A 14,817-nucleotide genomic window follows, 5' to 3' on the forward strand; every position below is an offset into this window, starting at 1 on the left:
GTACTCACAACTATGTACGAACGGGTCTACGGGACGGACTGGCGGACGATTTCGGACGAGGAGGCCATCCGCCGGATGTACGCCCTCGGTGTCTCCAGCGCGCTCGGCCACCCGAACCGCGGGGAGTTCGAGCGCATCCGCCGACAGGCCGGCACCGCCTACGGCCGGAGCGTCCTCCAGCTCGCCTTCGAGGAGGGCAAACAGCGCGTCGCCCGCAACGAGTCGGAGTACGACTCGAAACAGGACGTCTGGGAGGCGCTCGTCGACGAGGAGACGACGCCCGCCACGACGGGTCGCGCCGACGTGACGATGCAGAAGCCGACGGACAAACAGGGCATCCCCGACGCCGTCGGCCGCGCGTCCGTCCTCGATGGCGACGGCGGCGACGACTTCGCTCGGATTCGACTGCCTGAGTTCCTCCGTCGCGGGTAGCCGGCCACGCCGCCGACGCGGGTAGCCGACGGGCCTTTGGGCGTCCGAGTCCTCTATGAACCCATGAGCGACAGCGAATTCAGCCTCTCCGAGTCCGAGTGGCGCGAGCGCCTCTCGGAGGACGCCTACCGCGTCCTCCGCGAACAGGGGACGGAACCGCGGTTCTCCGGCGAGCACGTCGACCGGAGCGACGACGGCGTCTACCGGTGTGCCGGCTGCGGGACCGAACTGTTCGACTCGGAGACGAAGTACGACTCGAACTGCGGGTGGCCGAGCTTCTACGCCGCCGAGGATTCGAACATCGAGCTTCGGCGCGACCTGAGCCACGGGATGGACCGCACCGAGGTGGTCTGTTCGACCTGCGGCGGCCACCTCGGCCACGTCTTCGACGACGGCCCGGAGCCGACCGGCAAGCGCTTCTGTATCAACTCGGTCGCGCTCGACTTCGAGGCGGACGAGGAGTAGCGCGAAGAGAGAACGCGACAGAACGGAGAACGCGCGACGGAAGGGAGAACGGGGCGGACCGAATCGCCGCCTACGACCCCGGTACCCCCCGCCTCACGCCGAACTCTGGTACGTGAGGAACGTCACGGCGACGGCCGCAAAGAGGTCGGGCAGGAACGTGAAGGGACCCAGCCCGCTGCCCCTGAACCCGAGGAGGAGAGACGCCAGCGGGTTCGACGTGAGGGCGTACAGGAGCAGCGCCACCGTGAAGAGGAGCAGGCTCAGGGTAAAGCGGTTCGGAAGCTCCCGGTAGAGCATCGCGTAGGTGCCCGCGAGGAACCCGAGCGCGACGAGGTTGTACGTCGAGACGAACAGCTTCAACTGGATGAACAGGTCCGGGATGGGCGGGCCGCCGGGGCCGCCCGGCTTGTGCGGGCCGAACAGTTCGGGGGCGAACCACGCCACGAGCTCGGGGGTGAACCACGTCGCGAGCGCCGCGACGGCGAGCGAGACGCCCACGACGATGGCGGTTCGTCGCAGGGGGTCTCGGTTAGACGCGTCGCTCACGCGTCGTCACCTCCCGCGGAGACGTCGGTCAAGTTGGCCTTTCGAGCAACCTCGTCGAGCACGTCGAGGTTGGCTTCCATCCGGTCGGTCAGGAAATACGTCTTTCCGTAGTTGTCGCCCATAGTCATCAACACGTTGTTCTCGACGAGGAGTTCCAGGTGGTGCTGTGTGGTCTTGTAGTCGAGGTCGAGTTCGTTCGAGAGTTGGTTGGCGTTCATCGGCATGTCGTCGAGCGCGCGGATGATTCGCAGGCGGTTCCGCCCCCCGCGCGATCCGCCGATTAGCCACCACAGCACACGTCGCATCCGGGTAAACCGTCAAATCCGGACGTATTAAAACGGCGGGCCTCGCGTCCGCGCCGGCCGAGGCCCGCGGTGATTCGCACGTGGTGGTGTGTGGTGGGTGCGTTCGGCAGGGTGCGTTTCGTAAGGGGTTCGAGGGGAGCGAGTCGATGCGTGCTGGTGGGCGCGACGGTGGTGTTTCGGTGGGTCGCCGCGGGTGAATCGGCGTGGGGAGTGGTGTGCGTCGGGAGGGGAGTCGTCAGCGGGGGGAAACCCGGGCGTCAGTCACCGCGCGGCCCGAAGCCGCCGCGACCGCCCGCGCGGACTTGGATACCGTCGCCGTCGCCGTCGCCGTCACAGGCGAGCGCCGACGTGTCGACGCCGAACTCGGCGAGCGTCTCGTGGACGGCGGTCCGGACCTCGTCGGTCGTCGCGCCGTCGGCGCGGAGGTCGGCGACGAGCGTCCGAATCTCGTCGGCCTGTTCGTCGGTCAGGTTGTAGCGGTCTTGCAGGCGGTCGCCCGGCGCGTACCGGGTTTCGTCGTCGGTCCCGGCGGCGGGACCGTGCCAGCCGCCGTCGGCTCTGACGGCGGTCCCGTCGGTCGCTTGGACGGCGTCCGACGCATGCGTCTGGACCCCGAGGCCGGCGGCGGCGGCCGTCCCCGCGAAGACGAGCGAGGCGACGACGAGCGCAACCCCGAGCGTTGTGAGTCTTGTCATAATCTGTTCCTCCGTCTTATCGGACGTTCAGCGGCTAAAAGAGGATTTTCCGAACTCGAACACGAGTCCACCGTGAATCCGTCCGGAGTTAGGCCCAAATTACGCCGGAAACCCCGACTGACGGTGGCGAACGGCGGTGCGCGCGACGCTCCGAGAACGCCGGTATCGGGATGGTAGGTCGCGTCTAACGGTCGTCTAGTGCGAGTAGCCGACACGTACCAAACTAGGGTGACAGCGTATGTGGTGTATGTCTCGCAGCTACCCCGTCGGCCGTCATACGACCCGGACCCGGCGGAGTCCCTCGCTCACGCCGTACGCGTTCGTCGTCGCCGGCCTGCTGACGTTCTGTGTCGCCGTCATCGCTCCCGTCGCCGACCTCTCGGCGGGCATATCGGTGATGAACATCGCCGGCGGCGGGACGCCTCCGGCGTTCGACGGCGGCACGCTCGTCGTCAGCGGGGGCCTGCTCCTCGTCAGCGCCGCCTCGACGTTCTTCGGCGTCCTCCTGTTGCTCCTCCGACTCTGAGTCGGGCGCAACGGCGGGCGGGCGACCACGGGCGACCGCGGGCGACCTAGCGGCGCTCGATAGGGGTGGCGAGCACGGGGACCTTCGACTGGACGACGACCGACCGCGAGACGCTTCCGAGGATGTTGTCCTCGAACCGGGCGTGGGTCCCCATCGAGATGAGCGCGGCGTCTATCTCCTCGGCGACGGCGAGAATCTCCTCGGCCGGGTCGCCGCGGCGGAGTTCGGTGGCGGCGTCGACCCCGTACTCGGCCATCGTCTCTGCGGCCTCACCGAGTGCCGCCTCGCCCTGCGATCTGAGTTCCTCGTACACCTCGTCGACGCGCTCGTCGGCGAGCGTCAGGAAGGCCCGTTCGTCGACGACGTAGAGCAGGGAGACGGCGGCGTCGCGTTCGGCCGCGAACGCCGCGGCGTCTTCGATGACCGGTTGCATCGAGTCGCTCCCGTCTATCGGCACGAGGATTGTGTCGTACATCAACCGGAAGTTAGGCGGGGAAACTATCACTCTCTTCGCCGGTTCCCGGACGGTGGGAACTACGCGGGACGTGAGACGCTACGCGGGGCGTGAGACGCCGACCGAGACTCTCGGGGGACAATCCGCACAACAAAATCGACGGGCGACTCACTCGCCGTCGGTCGCGTCGTCGGCCGCCTCACCGGTGTTGGCGTCACCGTCGTCGGCGTCGCGTCCGGTGCTCGCGTCGCTCTCGGGTTCGGCATCGTCCTCCGACGCCGTGGGCTCCGCGTACCGGTCGGCCCGTCGCTTCCAGTCGGTGACCCGTCGCGCCGACACGCCCGCGGCCGCCGCGAGCTCCTCGTCAGACGCCTCGCGGAGTGCCGACACGGTGTCGATGCCCGCCGCCCGGAGTCGAGTCGCGTACGCCTCGCCGATGCCGCGGACGTTCCGCGGGTCCTCGGGGTCGCGGTCCGCTTCGGTCTCCCCGGCACCGCCGCCGCCCGCCGAGGCGACCGCCGCGAGCCGTTCTGTCATCGCGTCCACCCGGCCGTCGAGGCCGTCCACTCGGCTTTCGACTGCGCCGATTCGCCCGACGAGGTCGGTGTGGGTGTGTTCGGCCTCCCCGTCGACGGGCCCGGTCACGCCTGCGACCTCCGAGTCGATACCGGCCTCGACGGCGGTCCGAGCGGACTCGTCGCTGTCGGAGCCGGCCGCCTCTCCGTCTCCGGCCTCGGCTTCTCGTTCGTCGACTTCGGCTTCGTCGCCCGCGTCGTCGTCTCCGTCGCTGTCCTCGCCCAGCGAGTCTCCCGGTTCCACGTCGTCGGGGAGGACGTAGACCAGCGCGTCCGCCGGCACGTAGCCGACGACGCGTTTTCGCTTCTCGTCTTCGGTGAGGACGACACCGCCGGAGTCGAGCGCCTTGTAGCCGCCGCACTCGAAGCTCGTCCCGTCCGCGAGGTAAACTTTCATAATCAATTATTGTATTTGTGGCGAGATGAGTGTTGTCGCTCCGCTGTCCGGGGTTTATCACCGTTCGGCGCGCCCCACGACGCATGGACGTGTTCGTCATCGGCGGCACGGGACTGCTCGGCACGGGAATCGTTCGGCGACTCGTCGCCGCCGGCCACGACGTGACCAGCCTCCAGCGTGGCGAGACCGACGACGACCTTCCCGAAAACGTCGAGCGGGTCGCCGGCGACCGCGACGACCCCTCGGTGCTCCGCGGTGCGATTCGAGACGCGAGCCCCGAGGTCGTCGTCGACACGGCGTGCTTCGACGCCGACACCGCCCGCGACGCGGTCGAAATCTGTCGGACCGTCGTCGACCGCTACGTCTTCTGCAGCACCATCGACGTGTACCACCGACCCCCGCCGAAGAACCCCGTGACCGAATCCAGCCCGCGAAACCCGGCGGTCAGCGACTACGCGGCCGGGAAAATCGCCGCCGAAGACGCGTTCTTCGACGCGCACGACCCCGGCGAGTTCGAGGTGGTCGTCCTCCGCCCGTGGAACACCTACGGCGAGGGCGGGACGCTCGTCCACACGCTCGGCACGGACTCGTCGTACATCGACCGAATCCGCGAGGGGAAGCCCATCGTCGTCCACGGCGACGGGACCTCGCTGTGGGGACCGTGCCACCGCGACGACGTGGCGCGGGCGTTCGTCGGCGCGGTCGAGCGCCCGGGCGTCGGCGGCCGCGCCTACAACGTCACGAGCGAGGAGACGATGACGTGGAACCAGTACCACGAGCGCGTCGCCGCCGCGCTTGACGCGCCCGAACCCGACCTCGTTCACGTTCCGACCGAGGTGCTCCGCGCGGTCGCGCCCGACCGGACGCGGATGCTCCGCGACCACTTCCGGTACAGCACCGTCTTCGACAACGGGCGGGCGAAGGCCGACCTCGGGTTCCGCTACACGGTCGGGTTCGAAGAAGGCGTCAGCGGGGTGGTGTCGTGGCTCGACGCTCACGACGCGGTCGAGCCGTGGGACGCCGACCCGCTCTCTGACGACCTCGCGGCGGCGTGGCGGGACGCGACCGACGCGTTCGTCGCGGGGTTCGAGTCGGGCGGGTGAGCGCCCTCGTGCGGTGAACGAACCGGCCGAGTCGAAACCAGTCGGCCTCCGGACACACTCCGGTTTCTGCGGAAAAATCACTCCGGTTTCTGCAGAATCAACTCCTCGCAGGCGTGTCGGTGCGGTTCGCCCGCGGAGTCGTCCGCGAACACGTACTCGTCGCTGTGCCGGACGTCCCAACCGTCGTAGTAGCCAGCAAGTTCGCCGGGGTCGTAGAGATGTTCGTTCTCACCCCAATCGGGGGCCGGCGCGACCTCCGGGTGGTCGACGAAGGCCCACACCGCGTGGACGCCGCCGGGGTGCGTCGCCTCGCGGAACCGCCGGAACTGCGAGTCGCGGTTCTCCGGGCGGACGTACTGGAGCGTCCCGATGGAGTAGACCACGTCCCAGCGCGACTCGAACGCGAGGTCGTTCACGTCGGCGCGCCGGGTCGCGAGTTCGACGCCCCGCTCTTCGGCGAGTCGTTCGGCCTTGTCGAGACCGTTCGGCGAGATATCGACCGCCGTCACGTCGTGGCCGCGCTCCGCGAACCGGACCGCGTCGCGCCCCTCGCCCGCCCCGAGGTCGACGACTTCGGGGTGCGTCTGCGGCGAGACGGCGTCCGCAGTCCGGGTCGCCAGCTCGTTCGGTTCTGTCCCCCAATAGTAATCCGCGCCGTCGTACAGCCGCTGTAGCTCCTCGAATCGCATGACGTAACCGATTTGAGGCGGCCTGATACGACTTGTGGCTCGGTCGGCCGCGACGGCCGCGGTGACCGTGACGCCCCGCGAACAACGGTCGCTCCCGCGGTGTGAGAACGGACGGCGGTTTTTCACCGATTCCGCCCCGATATTCGAACATGCTCCGAGCCCTGTTAGCGGCGTTCGGCCTCGTGGAACTGCTCTTTCCGGACAAACTGGTCGCCGCGATGACGCGCCTCGCCTACGAGGACGGCGGCGAGATGACGGCGAAGCCGTGGGTGACGACCGCGGCCCGCGTCGAGGGAGCGACGCTCCTGTTGGTCGCGCTCGTCGGCCTCCGCGGTCGGTGCGGCGGTGACGGCGAAGGCGAAGACGAAGACGAGTAACTGCGTCTCGCGGGCGTCATCGTCGCCGGTGACCCGGCCCGCGAAAGAAGCGACCGCGGCGAGAGAATATGAGACTGTGCGCGGAATTCGGTCGCCGAGCGACTCGTGTTCCGCCGTGGGACCGATTCAGGCGAGTCGCGCGAACGCGAGCGACCCGCTCGTGTTCTTGATGTAGACGCGGACGGTCTGTCCCTCCTGCGCGCCGGGCACGAAGATGGTGTACTTCCCGCGCTGGGCGACGCCGTCGCCCTTGCGGCCGGTCCCGGTGATTTCGACCTCGTAGGTGCGGCCCTCTTCAACGGCCTCGCGCTGGCGCTTGTTGCTCACGCTGGAGCGCTTCTGGACCGGCCGGAAGGCACCACAGGCCTCACAGCGAAGCATGTCGACGCCGTCCTCGGTGACGAGGCGGGTGTCCGGCAGGCCGCACTCCGAGCAGATGACGTACTCCTCGACGTAGCCGTCGATGGCCTCCTCGAAGTCGTTGATGGAGAACGACCCGCTGTAGCGGGCGCGGTCGCCCTCCAGCTGGCCGCTCGTCCCGAGCGTGCGCTGGATGGCGCTGTGGAGGTGCGCGGGCGTCCGCGAGAGCGCGTCCGCGATTTCCCCGAGGTTGGTGAGACGGGTGAACGCGCCGTCGGTCTCGCCGGACGGGTCCGGGACTTTGAGGCGTTCCTGTTCGACGTTTCGTTCCGGTAGGACGTTGAGCGCTCGGTCGAGCGCAGTCTGATACTCCATAGGGGTTCGAGTGTCTGGCGACGTATAGCCGTTCCGTGACCGTCTTTGCCGCGGCACCGGCGCGACGACTTCGTTTCATCATCCCCGACGACGGAACCGAGCGCCACGCCTTCGGCGCTGGCGCTCTAACGACTCGTCATGGGCTACACGTGGCAGTACTACGATCTCGTACTTCTCGGCATCCTCGGGAGCCTCGTCGCCGGCGTCGTCGTCGGCCGGGTCACCCCGATGGAGCCGCAGACGACGCTCGTCGCCTTCAGCGCCCTCGCCGCGGTTGTGATGGCGCACGGCCTGTTCGTCAACGGCCCCGTGGACGAGCCGACCGACCTCGCGGACGAGGTCGACGCGCTGAACTGAGTCGGACGAGCCGACGACCGTCGGCCGTCCGCCCACCTCTCGTCGCCTTGTTCTCGCGCCTTCTTACTCGCCGTCGACGACGCGGTTCGTGAGCGTGCCGACGCCCTCGTACCAGATTTCCACGTCGTCGCCGGGTTCGACCAGTCCGGGGTTCGCGGGACTGCCGAACGAAATCACGTCGCCCGGCTGGAAGGTGTAGCGCTCCGAGAGGAACGAGACCACTTCGGCGGGCGAAAAGAGCATCCGCTCGGTGTTGGCTTCCTGCCGGAGTTCGCCGCCGACGTGGGTCGTCATGTCGACGTTCGACGGCTCCACGTCTGTCTCTATCCACGGACCGAGCGGTCCGGAGCCGTCGAACGCTTTTCGAGCCGTTCGGCCGGGCTGGTCGAGCGCGTCGAGGTCGTTGAGAATCGTGTAGCCGCGGACCACGTCCGACACGTCGGCCTCGGCCACGTCCGAACACTCGCGGTCGATGACGGCCGCGAGTTCGCCGGCGTAGGTTAGCTCGTCGGTCCAGTCGGGGTACTCGACGTCCGCGCCGGGGTCGAGCACCGACACCGGCGGCTTGATGAACCAATCGGGCTGGTCGGGGATGTCGTAGTCCATCTGGTCGACCGTCGCCGCGTAGTTCCGGCCCACGCAGTAGAGCGCGGTCGGCTCGCAGGGCGCGAGCAACTCGGCGTCGACGCCGACTTCGTACTCCTCGCCGTCGGCCGTCACGACGCCGTCGTCGTACCGGCCCGACACCACTCCGTCGTCGGTTCGAATCCGTGCCAATCGCATTACTCGCCCCTGCGGCGGCCACTCACTTCAAGCGACGTGTCTCCGCAAGCGAACGCGGAGAGTGCGAACACGTGCGGGCCGCCGACGCGACTCAGTCGGACGCCGACTCCCGGTTCATCCGGGGCATCGACCGGTTCTCGCGGTCGACGAGGTTGTGGATGCGCTCGGTCCGCGCCGATTCGAACTGGCGCTGACACCGGGCGACGCCCGACGTGGAGTCGGCGCGGTCGGGGGTAGTTGTCTCGCTTTCGGCGGACTGTTCACGGGCTGTTCGCAGGGTCGGCTCGTAGGTCGGGGTGGCGTTTGTGCTCACGATTTTGGATGGTTCGGGTCGGTCGGACGGCTGTGCGGCGGCGAGAAGAGTTATCGAAGTACGCGTACGACCGACATTGTTGTACCCGGCAGTACAGGCCAATCTATAATAAATATTCATGTTCGAACAGCGGGCGCGTTCTCACGCCCGCGAACCGTTCGACCGCGTCCGCGGACGCGCGTTCACTCCCGCGAGTCGTACTCCTGATAGATGACGTGGCCGCAGGACTTGCAGTGCGAGGCGTCGGCGTCGTGGTAGGCCAGCCCGCAGTTCTGGCAGGTGACGTTGACCTTGTCGCGGTGGCCCCACTCCTTGACGATTTTGCTCGCCTGCCACGGGATGAGGATGACGCCCGCGAGGATGGCGGCGACCGTGACCCACCGCCCCGCCTCCGTCACCGGGACGATGTCGCCGAAGCCGACCGTCGAGAGCGCGACGACGACGAAGTAGAACGCATCGCCGAACGTCCCGACGGCGGGGTTCACCCGGTGTTCGAACGAGTAGAACATCCCCGCGGCGACGAAGAAGATGGTCAGCACCGTCAACAGCAGTTTCATGACGCGGAGCGTCCCGACCGAGACGGTACCGAAGAAGAACTCCTCGTCGCGCGTGAAGCGGTAGAACCGGAGGACGCGAACCACGCGAATCGCCCGCAGGAAGCCGATGTTGGCGGCGACCGACGAGACGGGGAGCACGAGCACCGCCAGCGTCGGCAGAATCGCAAGGAGGTCGACGAACGAGTAGACGTTGAACAGTTCGGCGGTCCGGTCTCGCGCGCCGTAGAGGCGGAGGAGATACTCCGCGAGGAACACGACGGAGACGGCGGCCTCGACGGACCAGAGCGCCGACTGGACCGCCGCCGAAAGCGGGTAGGTCTCGGCGACGAACAGCCCGACGAAAAGCAGGTTGAGCGCGAGGAGCGCGATGTCGATCGCCTTGCCGACCGGGGTCCGGTGGTCGAGGAGGTAGAACCTGACCACGTCCCGCGGCGTCTCGCGGCGCGACCTCCGCGCGTGACCGTCCATACCCCGCCTTCGGCGGTGAGATACTTATACGGTCGTCTGTGGGTCGATGGCCTGACGGAGACGAGTCGGCGGCGAATCGGCGGCGGCCGTCTCAGAGGACGATTGCGCCCTCGGGGAGTAGCTCCCGCTCGGTCCGCCGCGCCTCCTCGCCCTCCTCGACGAGCGTCGGTTCGCCGACCGGCTCCGAAAACCGGTTCGGGTCGGGTTCGACCCGCTTGAGCATCGACGAGAACACCGGTCCCTTCCGGCCGCCGGCGGAGGTGATGCCGCCGTACTGCCGCTCTTCGAACGTCGACTCGTCGGGGCTGGGGAACTCCTCGCGGATTATCTCCGCGGTGTCTCTGATGTACTCGGCGGCCTCCTTCTGCGAGTAGAGGCTCTCGTTGTAGTAGCGCTCGGCGTACTCGTCGTCGAGTTCCTCGGTGGAGTGTTCCGGCGACTCGTAGAGGACGGACTCCGTGGTCGTGTAGCCGCTGGCGAAGCGGATGTTGACGGTGAAGCAGTCGGGGTACCGCAGGATGATGGGGAAAAACAGCATGTCGGTGACGGTGATTCGCTGCTGCATCCGCCAGAGCCCCTCGAAGTAGTAGGCCGTGAGCGCGCCGATACGGTCGTCGCGCTCCCCGCGGTTGTACGCCATCGCAATCTCCTCGAAGTCGTCGCCGGCGATGTGGCGACAGCGCCGCTTGTAGCTCTTGGCGATGCCTTCGAGTTGCGTCTCGTAGGCTTCGAGCAGGGGGACGTCGGGGTCGGCGAGCATGTCCGCCTTCCGCTCTTGGGCGTCCGCGATGTTCATCATGTTCTCGTAGAACAGTCGCTCGGCGTCCTCGTCCGGCAGGGGCGTTCGAACCGCCTGCCGGTACAGCACCCGCGTATCCCCGTTGAACGTGACCCGCTGCTGCTCGCTCATCGTACACTGGTAAGGCAGCGAACAGAAATGAACTCGTCGGTAATCCGGACGGTTTCCCGACAGTCACGAGACACGAACTATAACACGTCCATTGAAACCGTAATCAGTTATCATCTGTTCGATGTGTATCAGTCGTCGGTTGACGCGCGGCCGTCCGCGGCGACCGACTCGTCGGCCGCGTCGAAAAGCGGGCTCTGGTCGCCCGGCGCGAGCGTGTTGAGCACGAGCGCCGTCAGCGCGGTCACGATGACCGGCTGGCCGAAGAACGTCGCGGCGGCCTGCGGGAGCCCCGAAAGCGCGTCGGGGCGCGTGGCGACGCCCAGACCGAGCCCGAGCGAGGCGGCGACGACGACCATGTTCCGGCGGTCGAGGTTCGTGTGGAGGAAGACGAGGCGGACGCCGCTGGCGGCGACCATGCCGGCCATGAGCAGGACCGCGCCGCCGAAGACGGCGCTCGGGATGGTCGCGACGGCCGCGCCGACCTTCGGGCTGAGACCGAGGACGGCGAGGACGACGCCCGCGATGCCGACGACGTACCGGCTCATCACGCCGGTGAAGTTGACGATGCCGACGTTCTGCGAGAACGACGTGACCGGGAACGCGCCGAACACCGACGCGATAGAACTCATGAAGCCGTCGGTAAAGAGGCCGCCGCGGAACTCCTCGTCGGTCGGGTTGCGCCCCTCGGCGGCGGTGATGCCGGACATGTCGCCGACGGTCTCCATCGCGGAGACGAGAAACAGGAACGCGAAGGTGACGATGGGGACGGGTTCGAACGTGACGCCGAACGCGCCGGGGCGGGGAATCGCGAACCACGCCGCCTCGGCGACGGGCGTGAAGTCCACCACGCCGAGCACCCACGCCACGACGTAGCCGACGGCGATGCCGACGAGCGTGCTCAGGAGTCGGGTGATGCCGTCGGTAAAGAGGTTGAGCGCGACGGCGACGCAGAGGACGAGCGCCGCGAGACCGATGTTGTATGCCGCGCCGTAGTCGGCGGCACCGGCCCCGCCGGCGGCGTAGTCCATGCCGACCGGGACGAGGTAGAGGCCGATGATGACGACGACGAGGCCCGTCACCAACGGCGGGAAGAAGGGTTTGATGCGGTCGAACTGCCAGCCGATGAGCCCCTCGACGACGAAGCCGGTGACGAGAATCGCGCCGAACACCGCGCTCAGGCCGTAATCGACGCCGATGGTCGTCGCCGCGCCGACGAAGGTGAAACTCGTCCCCATCACGATGGGGAGCCGCGAGCCGACCGGTCCGACGGCGTACGCCTGAACCACCGTCGCGAGCCCCGAAAACAGGAGCACCATCTGGACGACGTAGGCCGTGTCGGCGACGCCGAGGCCGACCGCGCCCGCGACGATGAACGCCACGGCGGTCGCCGGGACGATCATCACCGAGACGTGCTGTATCCCGAGGAGAATCGACTCCAGCAACGGCGGCCGGTCGTCGATTTCGTATTCGAGGCCGAGTTCGCCGCTCTCGTCTGACATCTGTACTCGCCACGAGCGACCCCCGTTCAATAATAGTTTCGCGTTCGAGCGTATTTCACGTCACTCGATGCGTCGAGATATGCATTTACGTGTATATTCGTCGCGACGACCCGAATCGCGGTCGCGCCGGTCAGCGACGTTCCGCTCAGTGAATCTCGACGCCGTCCTCGTCGACGCTGATGTCCACGAGGCTCGTCGCCTCGTAGTCGGTGTCGTCCAGCGCCGTCTCGCCGACCTTCCGGATGGCGACGACGATGTCGGAGACCTCCGCGCCGATGTCGTCGAGCGCGCCGCAGATGGCCGCGAGCGTCCCGCCGGTCGAAAGCAGGTCGTCGACGACGAGCACGCGGTCGCCGTCTTCGATGTCGTTGATGAACATCTCCGACTCGGAGTAGCCGGTCGTCTGGTGGAGCGCGACCTCGCCGTCGAGGCCGTACTCGCGCTTGCGGATGACGACGAGGGGCACGTCCGTCTGGAGCGACAGCGCGGTGGCGATGTGGATGCCCATCGCCTCGGGCGCGACGATTTTGTCCACGTCGAGGTCGGCGGCGCGGGTGATGCCGACGACGACCTCGCGCAGGAGTTGCGGGTCGAGCATCGGCACGCCGTTGCTGACGGGGTGAACGAGATAGGAGTAGCCGTCTTTGTCGATGATGGGCGCTTCGTGTAGGGACTCTTCGAGTCGCTGCATGGGGTCCGTTTCACGAATCGACCCAAAAGTGGTTCGCTCTCCCGAGAACCGGCGTCGCCCGGCGGGCGCTCAGAACACGCCGGGGGCGACGACGTAGACCAGAAGCGACCCGACGACACCGGCGAACAGCGCGAAGACGACCGTCGGGACGACCACCTTCCGGAGGATGTCGCCCTCGCGGCCCGCGATGCCGATGACGCCGGAGATGGCGGCGATATTGAGCACCGAAACCATGTTCCCGACGCCGCCGCCGACGTTCTGAATAGCGACGACGAGCGCGCGGGAGATACCGACGTCCGCGGTCGCGTTGTACTATGGAGTTCGAGTGAGAGAGTGGCCTCGGCACTCACGACTCACGGCCGACTCATACTGAACTGACCATCTACTGGTTTGGATGGCATCGGCAATACCGGTGTTCGTGATTACGTCTGGATATCGAGAAGGGCGATTTTGTCGTTTACCGGGAGTATCTGACTCGTTGCTCGCAGGTGATTCTACCTGAGAAAGGTGCATTCATCGTTGAGGCAGACGTTCGGGATGGTTTTGGCTGGATTGGAGCTTGCTACTACAGGGATTCAACAGAATGGGATGTAAGATACTCTACTGAGGAGGATGATTGCCTTCGTATGTATGTGCCGACACCGACCGAATTTAAGCGGGGGAAAGAACCTAGGAAGGCTATTGACTGGATGAACGGGGCTTATGGCTCTAGAAATCGGTAGAATAGTTTAGCCGATGTGGCCTTCTTCGGTTTCGAGGCCTGCGTTTTCGAGTATTTGTCTTATGTCGTTGACGCGGCCTTGTGCGTCTTCCATTGTGTATGGAGACCACTACGAGGGGATCAAATACGAAGAGGAGGTAGGTGAGATTGGGTGTGGTCGAGAATTTTCATATGCCGGCCAGTACTTGCTGGCCGAAGTCGTCCATTTCTTCTTCTCCTTCCAGTGATGTGTCGACATCGTCCATGCTCATGCTGTACTCTGGATTATCTCGGAGGAACTGATTAAAGTCGTCGTACTCTCCGCTTCTGTCTTCCCATACGTCTTCAATTAGAGAGTCATCTTCTACAACTGCGTACTGTGGGTTCTCAGTGTCTCCATAGATGATGTGGTTGGTATCTTCATCCATGACCATCTTTTCTAATACTTTCGACTGGTTGTATAGAGTCTCGAATTTCATGTCGTTCTGGTTGAAATTTCTAAGTTTTTCTGTGAAGTCAACGACATATTCGGTTGTCGGAGCAACTGTATCAGAAGCTCCTGGTACGGGATTGTTTTCTTTGTGGAGTGAGTTAGACATTCCTCCGAATGCGCTTACTGCACTCCTCTTTTTCTGCTCGAATCCCCATGAAGATGTGTCTTCGTCTTTTTCCCAGCCGAATCTTAGTGGGTGCCAGTACTCTTCGAATCCATCGTTTCCTGGATCTAAGTATCCAGAGTTCTCTATGAGAGGGTGAAGTTGATTATCATCTGCGGTGGCAGTGACTGGAGTTGCCACTGTTTCCATCAATCTGAGTTCTTCTGAGCCGTCAGCGTTTTTACCGTAGATGAGGCCTGTACCGTGACCTAAAGTTTCAACGTCCCACGCATGGACTTCAAGGCCTTGGTTAGTATTTTCCTCTATTGCTCTTTCTAGGGCAGGAGCGTAAAGTGCATCTTCAGTAGATACAGGTCCTTTATCAGTTCTAATTATCTGCCAGTTGAACAAGTAAGGATGTGCCCAGTCAAGGGCCTCGCCCAGAGTTGTTGCTTCTTGGAATTCCTCTAACTGGAACGAGCCTCCGTCTCTACGGCCACTAGCATTTGGATATTTGTGCTCTGTAGGATCGGTATACGGCGCTTGATTTCATGGATATCTCACGCTCCGGCGAAGATTGTAGACGGTGCATTTGAGCACCATTTCACGGAGCTCCAGGTGCCAGCTTCGCGCACGCACGGCTG

General features: G+C 65.5%; 20 protein-coding genes and 2 pseudogenes. 6 read left to right on the forward strand and 16 right to left on the reverse strand.

Translation table 11 applies throughout. From position 1 onward, the window contains the following. The first annotated feature begins 12 nt into the window (after positions 1-12). Together NDI65_RS16340 and msrB are read left to right on the forward strand one after the other, a co-directional pair. On the forward strand, positions 13-432 hold the full coding sequence (locus tag NDI65_RS16340; protein WP_089781869.1) for a hypothetical protein: 420 nt from the start codon (positions 13-15) through the stop codon (positions 430-432). Positions 433-495: 63 nt separating this feature from the next. After that, entirely contained in the window at positions 496-897 is a 402-nt protein-coding gene (gene msrB / locus NDI65_RS16345; RefSeq protein ID WP_089781868.1) for a peptide-methionine (R)-S-oxide reductase MsrB, read from the forward strand. Positions 898-990: 93 nt separating this feature from the next. On the opposite strand, the gene NDI65_RS16350 is transcribed toward msrB, so the two are convergent. From NDI65_RS16350 to NDI65_RS16360, 3 genes are all read right to left on the reverse strand, one after another. Next, entirely contained in the window at positions 991-1,443 is a 453-nt protein-coding gene (locus tag NDI65_RS16350) for a hypothetical protein (protein ID WP_089781866.1), read from the reverse strand. After that, on the reverse strand, positions 1,440-1,739 hold the full coding sequence (locus NDI65_RS16355) for a winged helix-turn-helix domain-containing protein (protein ID WP_089781884.1): 300 nt from the start codon (positions 1,737-1,739) through the stop codon (positions 1,440-1,442). Before NDI65_RS16355 ends, NDI65_RS16350 begins: the two co-directional genes overlap by 4 nt. A gap of 266 nt (positions 1,740-2,005) precedes the next feature. Beyond that, positions 2,006-2,443 (reverse strand): hypothetical protein, encoded by a 438-nt coding sequence (locus tag NDI65_RS16360; RefSeq protein WP_089781864.1) that lies wholly within the window; start codon positions 2,441-2,443, stop codon positions 2,006-2,008. Between the two features lie 247 nt (positions 2,444-2,690). On the opposite strand from NDI65_RS16360, the gene NDI65_RS16365 reads away from it, so the two are divergent. Then, positions 2,691-2,969 (forward strand): hypothetical protein, encoded by a 279-nt coding sequence (locus tag NDI65_RS16365; RefSeq protein ID WP_089781862.1) that lies wholly within the window; start codon positions 2,691-2,693, stop codon positions 2,967-2,969. A 46-nt stretch (positions 2,970-3,015) separates the two neighbouring features. Here the strand turns inward: NDI65_RS16365 and NDI65_RS16370 are convergent, their stop codons facing one another. Continuing rightward, the gene (locus NDI65_RS16370; protein ID WP_089781860.1) at positions 3,016-3,444 is read right to left on the reverse strand and encodes a universal stress protein; all 429 of its coding nucleotides are present in this window, start codon (positions 3,442-3,444) and stop codon (positions 3,016-3,018) included. Positions 3,445-3,591: 147 nt separating this feature from the next. After that, positions 3,592-4,395 carry a DUF4332 domain-containing protein gene (locus NDI65_RS16375; RefSeq protein WP_089781857.1) on the reverse strand — a complete coding sequence of 268 codons (804 nt, stop codon included), beginning with the start codon at positions 4,393-4,395 and terminating at the stop codon, positions 3,592-3,594. 83 nt (positions 4,396-4,478) lie between these two features. On the opposite strand from NDI65_RS16375, the gene NDI65_RS16380 reads away from it, so the two are divergent. Further along, positions 4,479-5,498 carry an NAD-dependent epimerase/dehydratase family protein gene (locus NDI65_RS16380; protein ID WP_089781856.1) on the forward strand — a complete coding sequence of 340 codons (1,020 nt, stop codon included), beginning with the start codon at positions 4,479-4,481 and terminating at the stop codon, positions 5,496-5,498. A gap of 77 nt (positions 5,499-5,575) precedes the next feature. Here the strand turns inward: NDI65_RS16380 and NDI65_RS16385 are convergent, their stop codons facing one another. Further along, entirely contained in the window at positions 5,576-6,187 is a 612-nt protein-coding gene (locus tag NDI65_RS16385) for a class I SAM-dependent methyltransferase (protein WP_089781854.1), read from the reverse strand. Positions 6,188-6,336: 149 nt separating this feature from the next. On the opposite strand from NDI65_RS16385, the gene NDI65_RS16390 reads away from it, so the two are divergent. After that, entirely contained in the window at positions 6,337-6,564 is a 228-nt protein-coding gene (locus NDI65_RS16390) for a hypothetical protein (protein WP_089781852.1), read from the forward strand. A gap of 126 nt (positions 6,565-6,690) precedes the next feature. On the opposite strand, the gene NDI65_RS16395 is transcribed toward NDI65_RS16390, so the two are convergent. Then, complete coding sequence (locus NDI65_RS16395) at positions 6,691-7,299, reverse strand: translation initiation factor IF-2 subunit beta (protein ID WP_004975572.1); 609 nt, start codon at positions 7,297-7,299, stop codon at positions 6,691-6,693. A gap of 138 nt (positions 7,300-7,437) precedes the next feature. Here NDI65_RS16395 and NDI65_RS16400 point away from each other — a divergent pair, with 138 nt between their 5' ends. Further along, on the forward strand, positions 7,438-7,656 hold the full coding sequence (locus NDI65_RS16400; RefSeq protein WP_042662293.1) for a hypothetical protein: 219 nt from the start codon (positions 7,438-7,440) through the stop codon (positions 7,654-7,656). A gap of 63 nt (positions 7,657-7,719) precedes the next feature. Here NDI65_RS16400 and NDI65_RS16405 read toward each other — a convergent pair whose 3' ends face one another. From NDI65_RS16405 to NDI65_RS16445, 9 genes and pseudogenes are all read right to left on the reverse strand, one after another. Further along, positions 7,720-8,439 carry a fumarylacetoacetate hydrolase family protein gene (locus tag NDI65_RS16405; RefSeq protein WP_042662292.1) on the reverse strand — a complete coding sequence of 240 codons (720 nt, stop codon included), beginning with the start codon at positions 8,437-8,439 and terminating at the stop codon, positions 7,720-7,722. 91 nt (positions 8,440-8,530) lie between these two features. After that, entirely contained in the window at positions 8,531-8,752 is a 222-nt protein-coding gene (locus tag NDI65_RS16410; RefSeq protein WP_089781850.1) for a hypothetical protein, read from the reverse strand. 182 nt (positions 8,753-8,934) lie between these two features. Continuing rightward, entirely contained in the window at positions 8,935-9,777 is an 843-nt protein-coding gene (locus tag NDI65_RS16415; protein ID WP_089781848.1) for an ion transporter, read from the reverse strand. A 91-nt stretch (positions 9,778-9,868) separates the two neighbouring features. Beyond that, on the reverse strand, positions 9,869-10,687 hold the full coding sequence (locus tag NDI65_RS16420; RefSeq protein ID WP_089781846.1) for a hypothetical protein: 819 nt from the start codon (positions 10,685-10,687) through the stop codon (positions 9,869-9,871). 128 nt (positions 10,688-10,815) lie between these two features. After that, positions 10,816-12,186, reverse strand: a complete 1,371-nt coding sequence (locus NDI65_RS16425; RefSeq protein ID WP_310893847.1) for a nucleobase:cation symporter-2 family protein — start codon at positions 12,184-12,186, stop codon at positions 10,816-10,818. Between the two features lie 145 nt (positions 12,187-12,331). Continuing rightward, on the reverse strand, positions 12,332-12,877 hold the full coding sequence (hpt, locus tag NDI65_RS16430) for a hypoxanthine/guanine phosphoribosyltransferase (protein ID WP_042662288.1): 546 nt from the start codon (positions 12,875-12,877) through the stop codon (positions 12,332-12,334). A 69-nt stretch (positions 12,878-12,946) separates the two neighbouring features. Then, positions 12,947-13,189, reverse strand: a pseudogene (locus NDI65_RS16435) (L-lactate permease); the annotation flags it as partial. Between the two features lie 576 nt (positions 13,190-13,765). Continuing rightward, positions 13,766-14,584 carry a hypothetical protein gene (locus NDI65_RS16440; RefSeq protein ID WP_310893848.1) on the reverse strand — a complete coding sequence of 273 codons (819 nt, stop codon included), beginning with the start codon at positions 14,582-14,584 and terminating at the stop codon, positions 13,766-13,768. A 138-nt stretch (positions 14,585-14,722) separates the two neighbouring features. Then, positions 14,723-14,817: pseudogene (locus tag NDI65_RS16445) on the reverse strand (IS5/IS1182 family transposase); the annotation flags it as partial.

The sequence above is a fragment of the Haloferax sp. S2CR25 genome (assembly GCF_031624535.1).
GTDB lineage: Archaea > Halobacteriota > Halobacteria > Halobacteriales > Haloferacaceae > Haloferax > Haloferax massiliensis.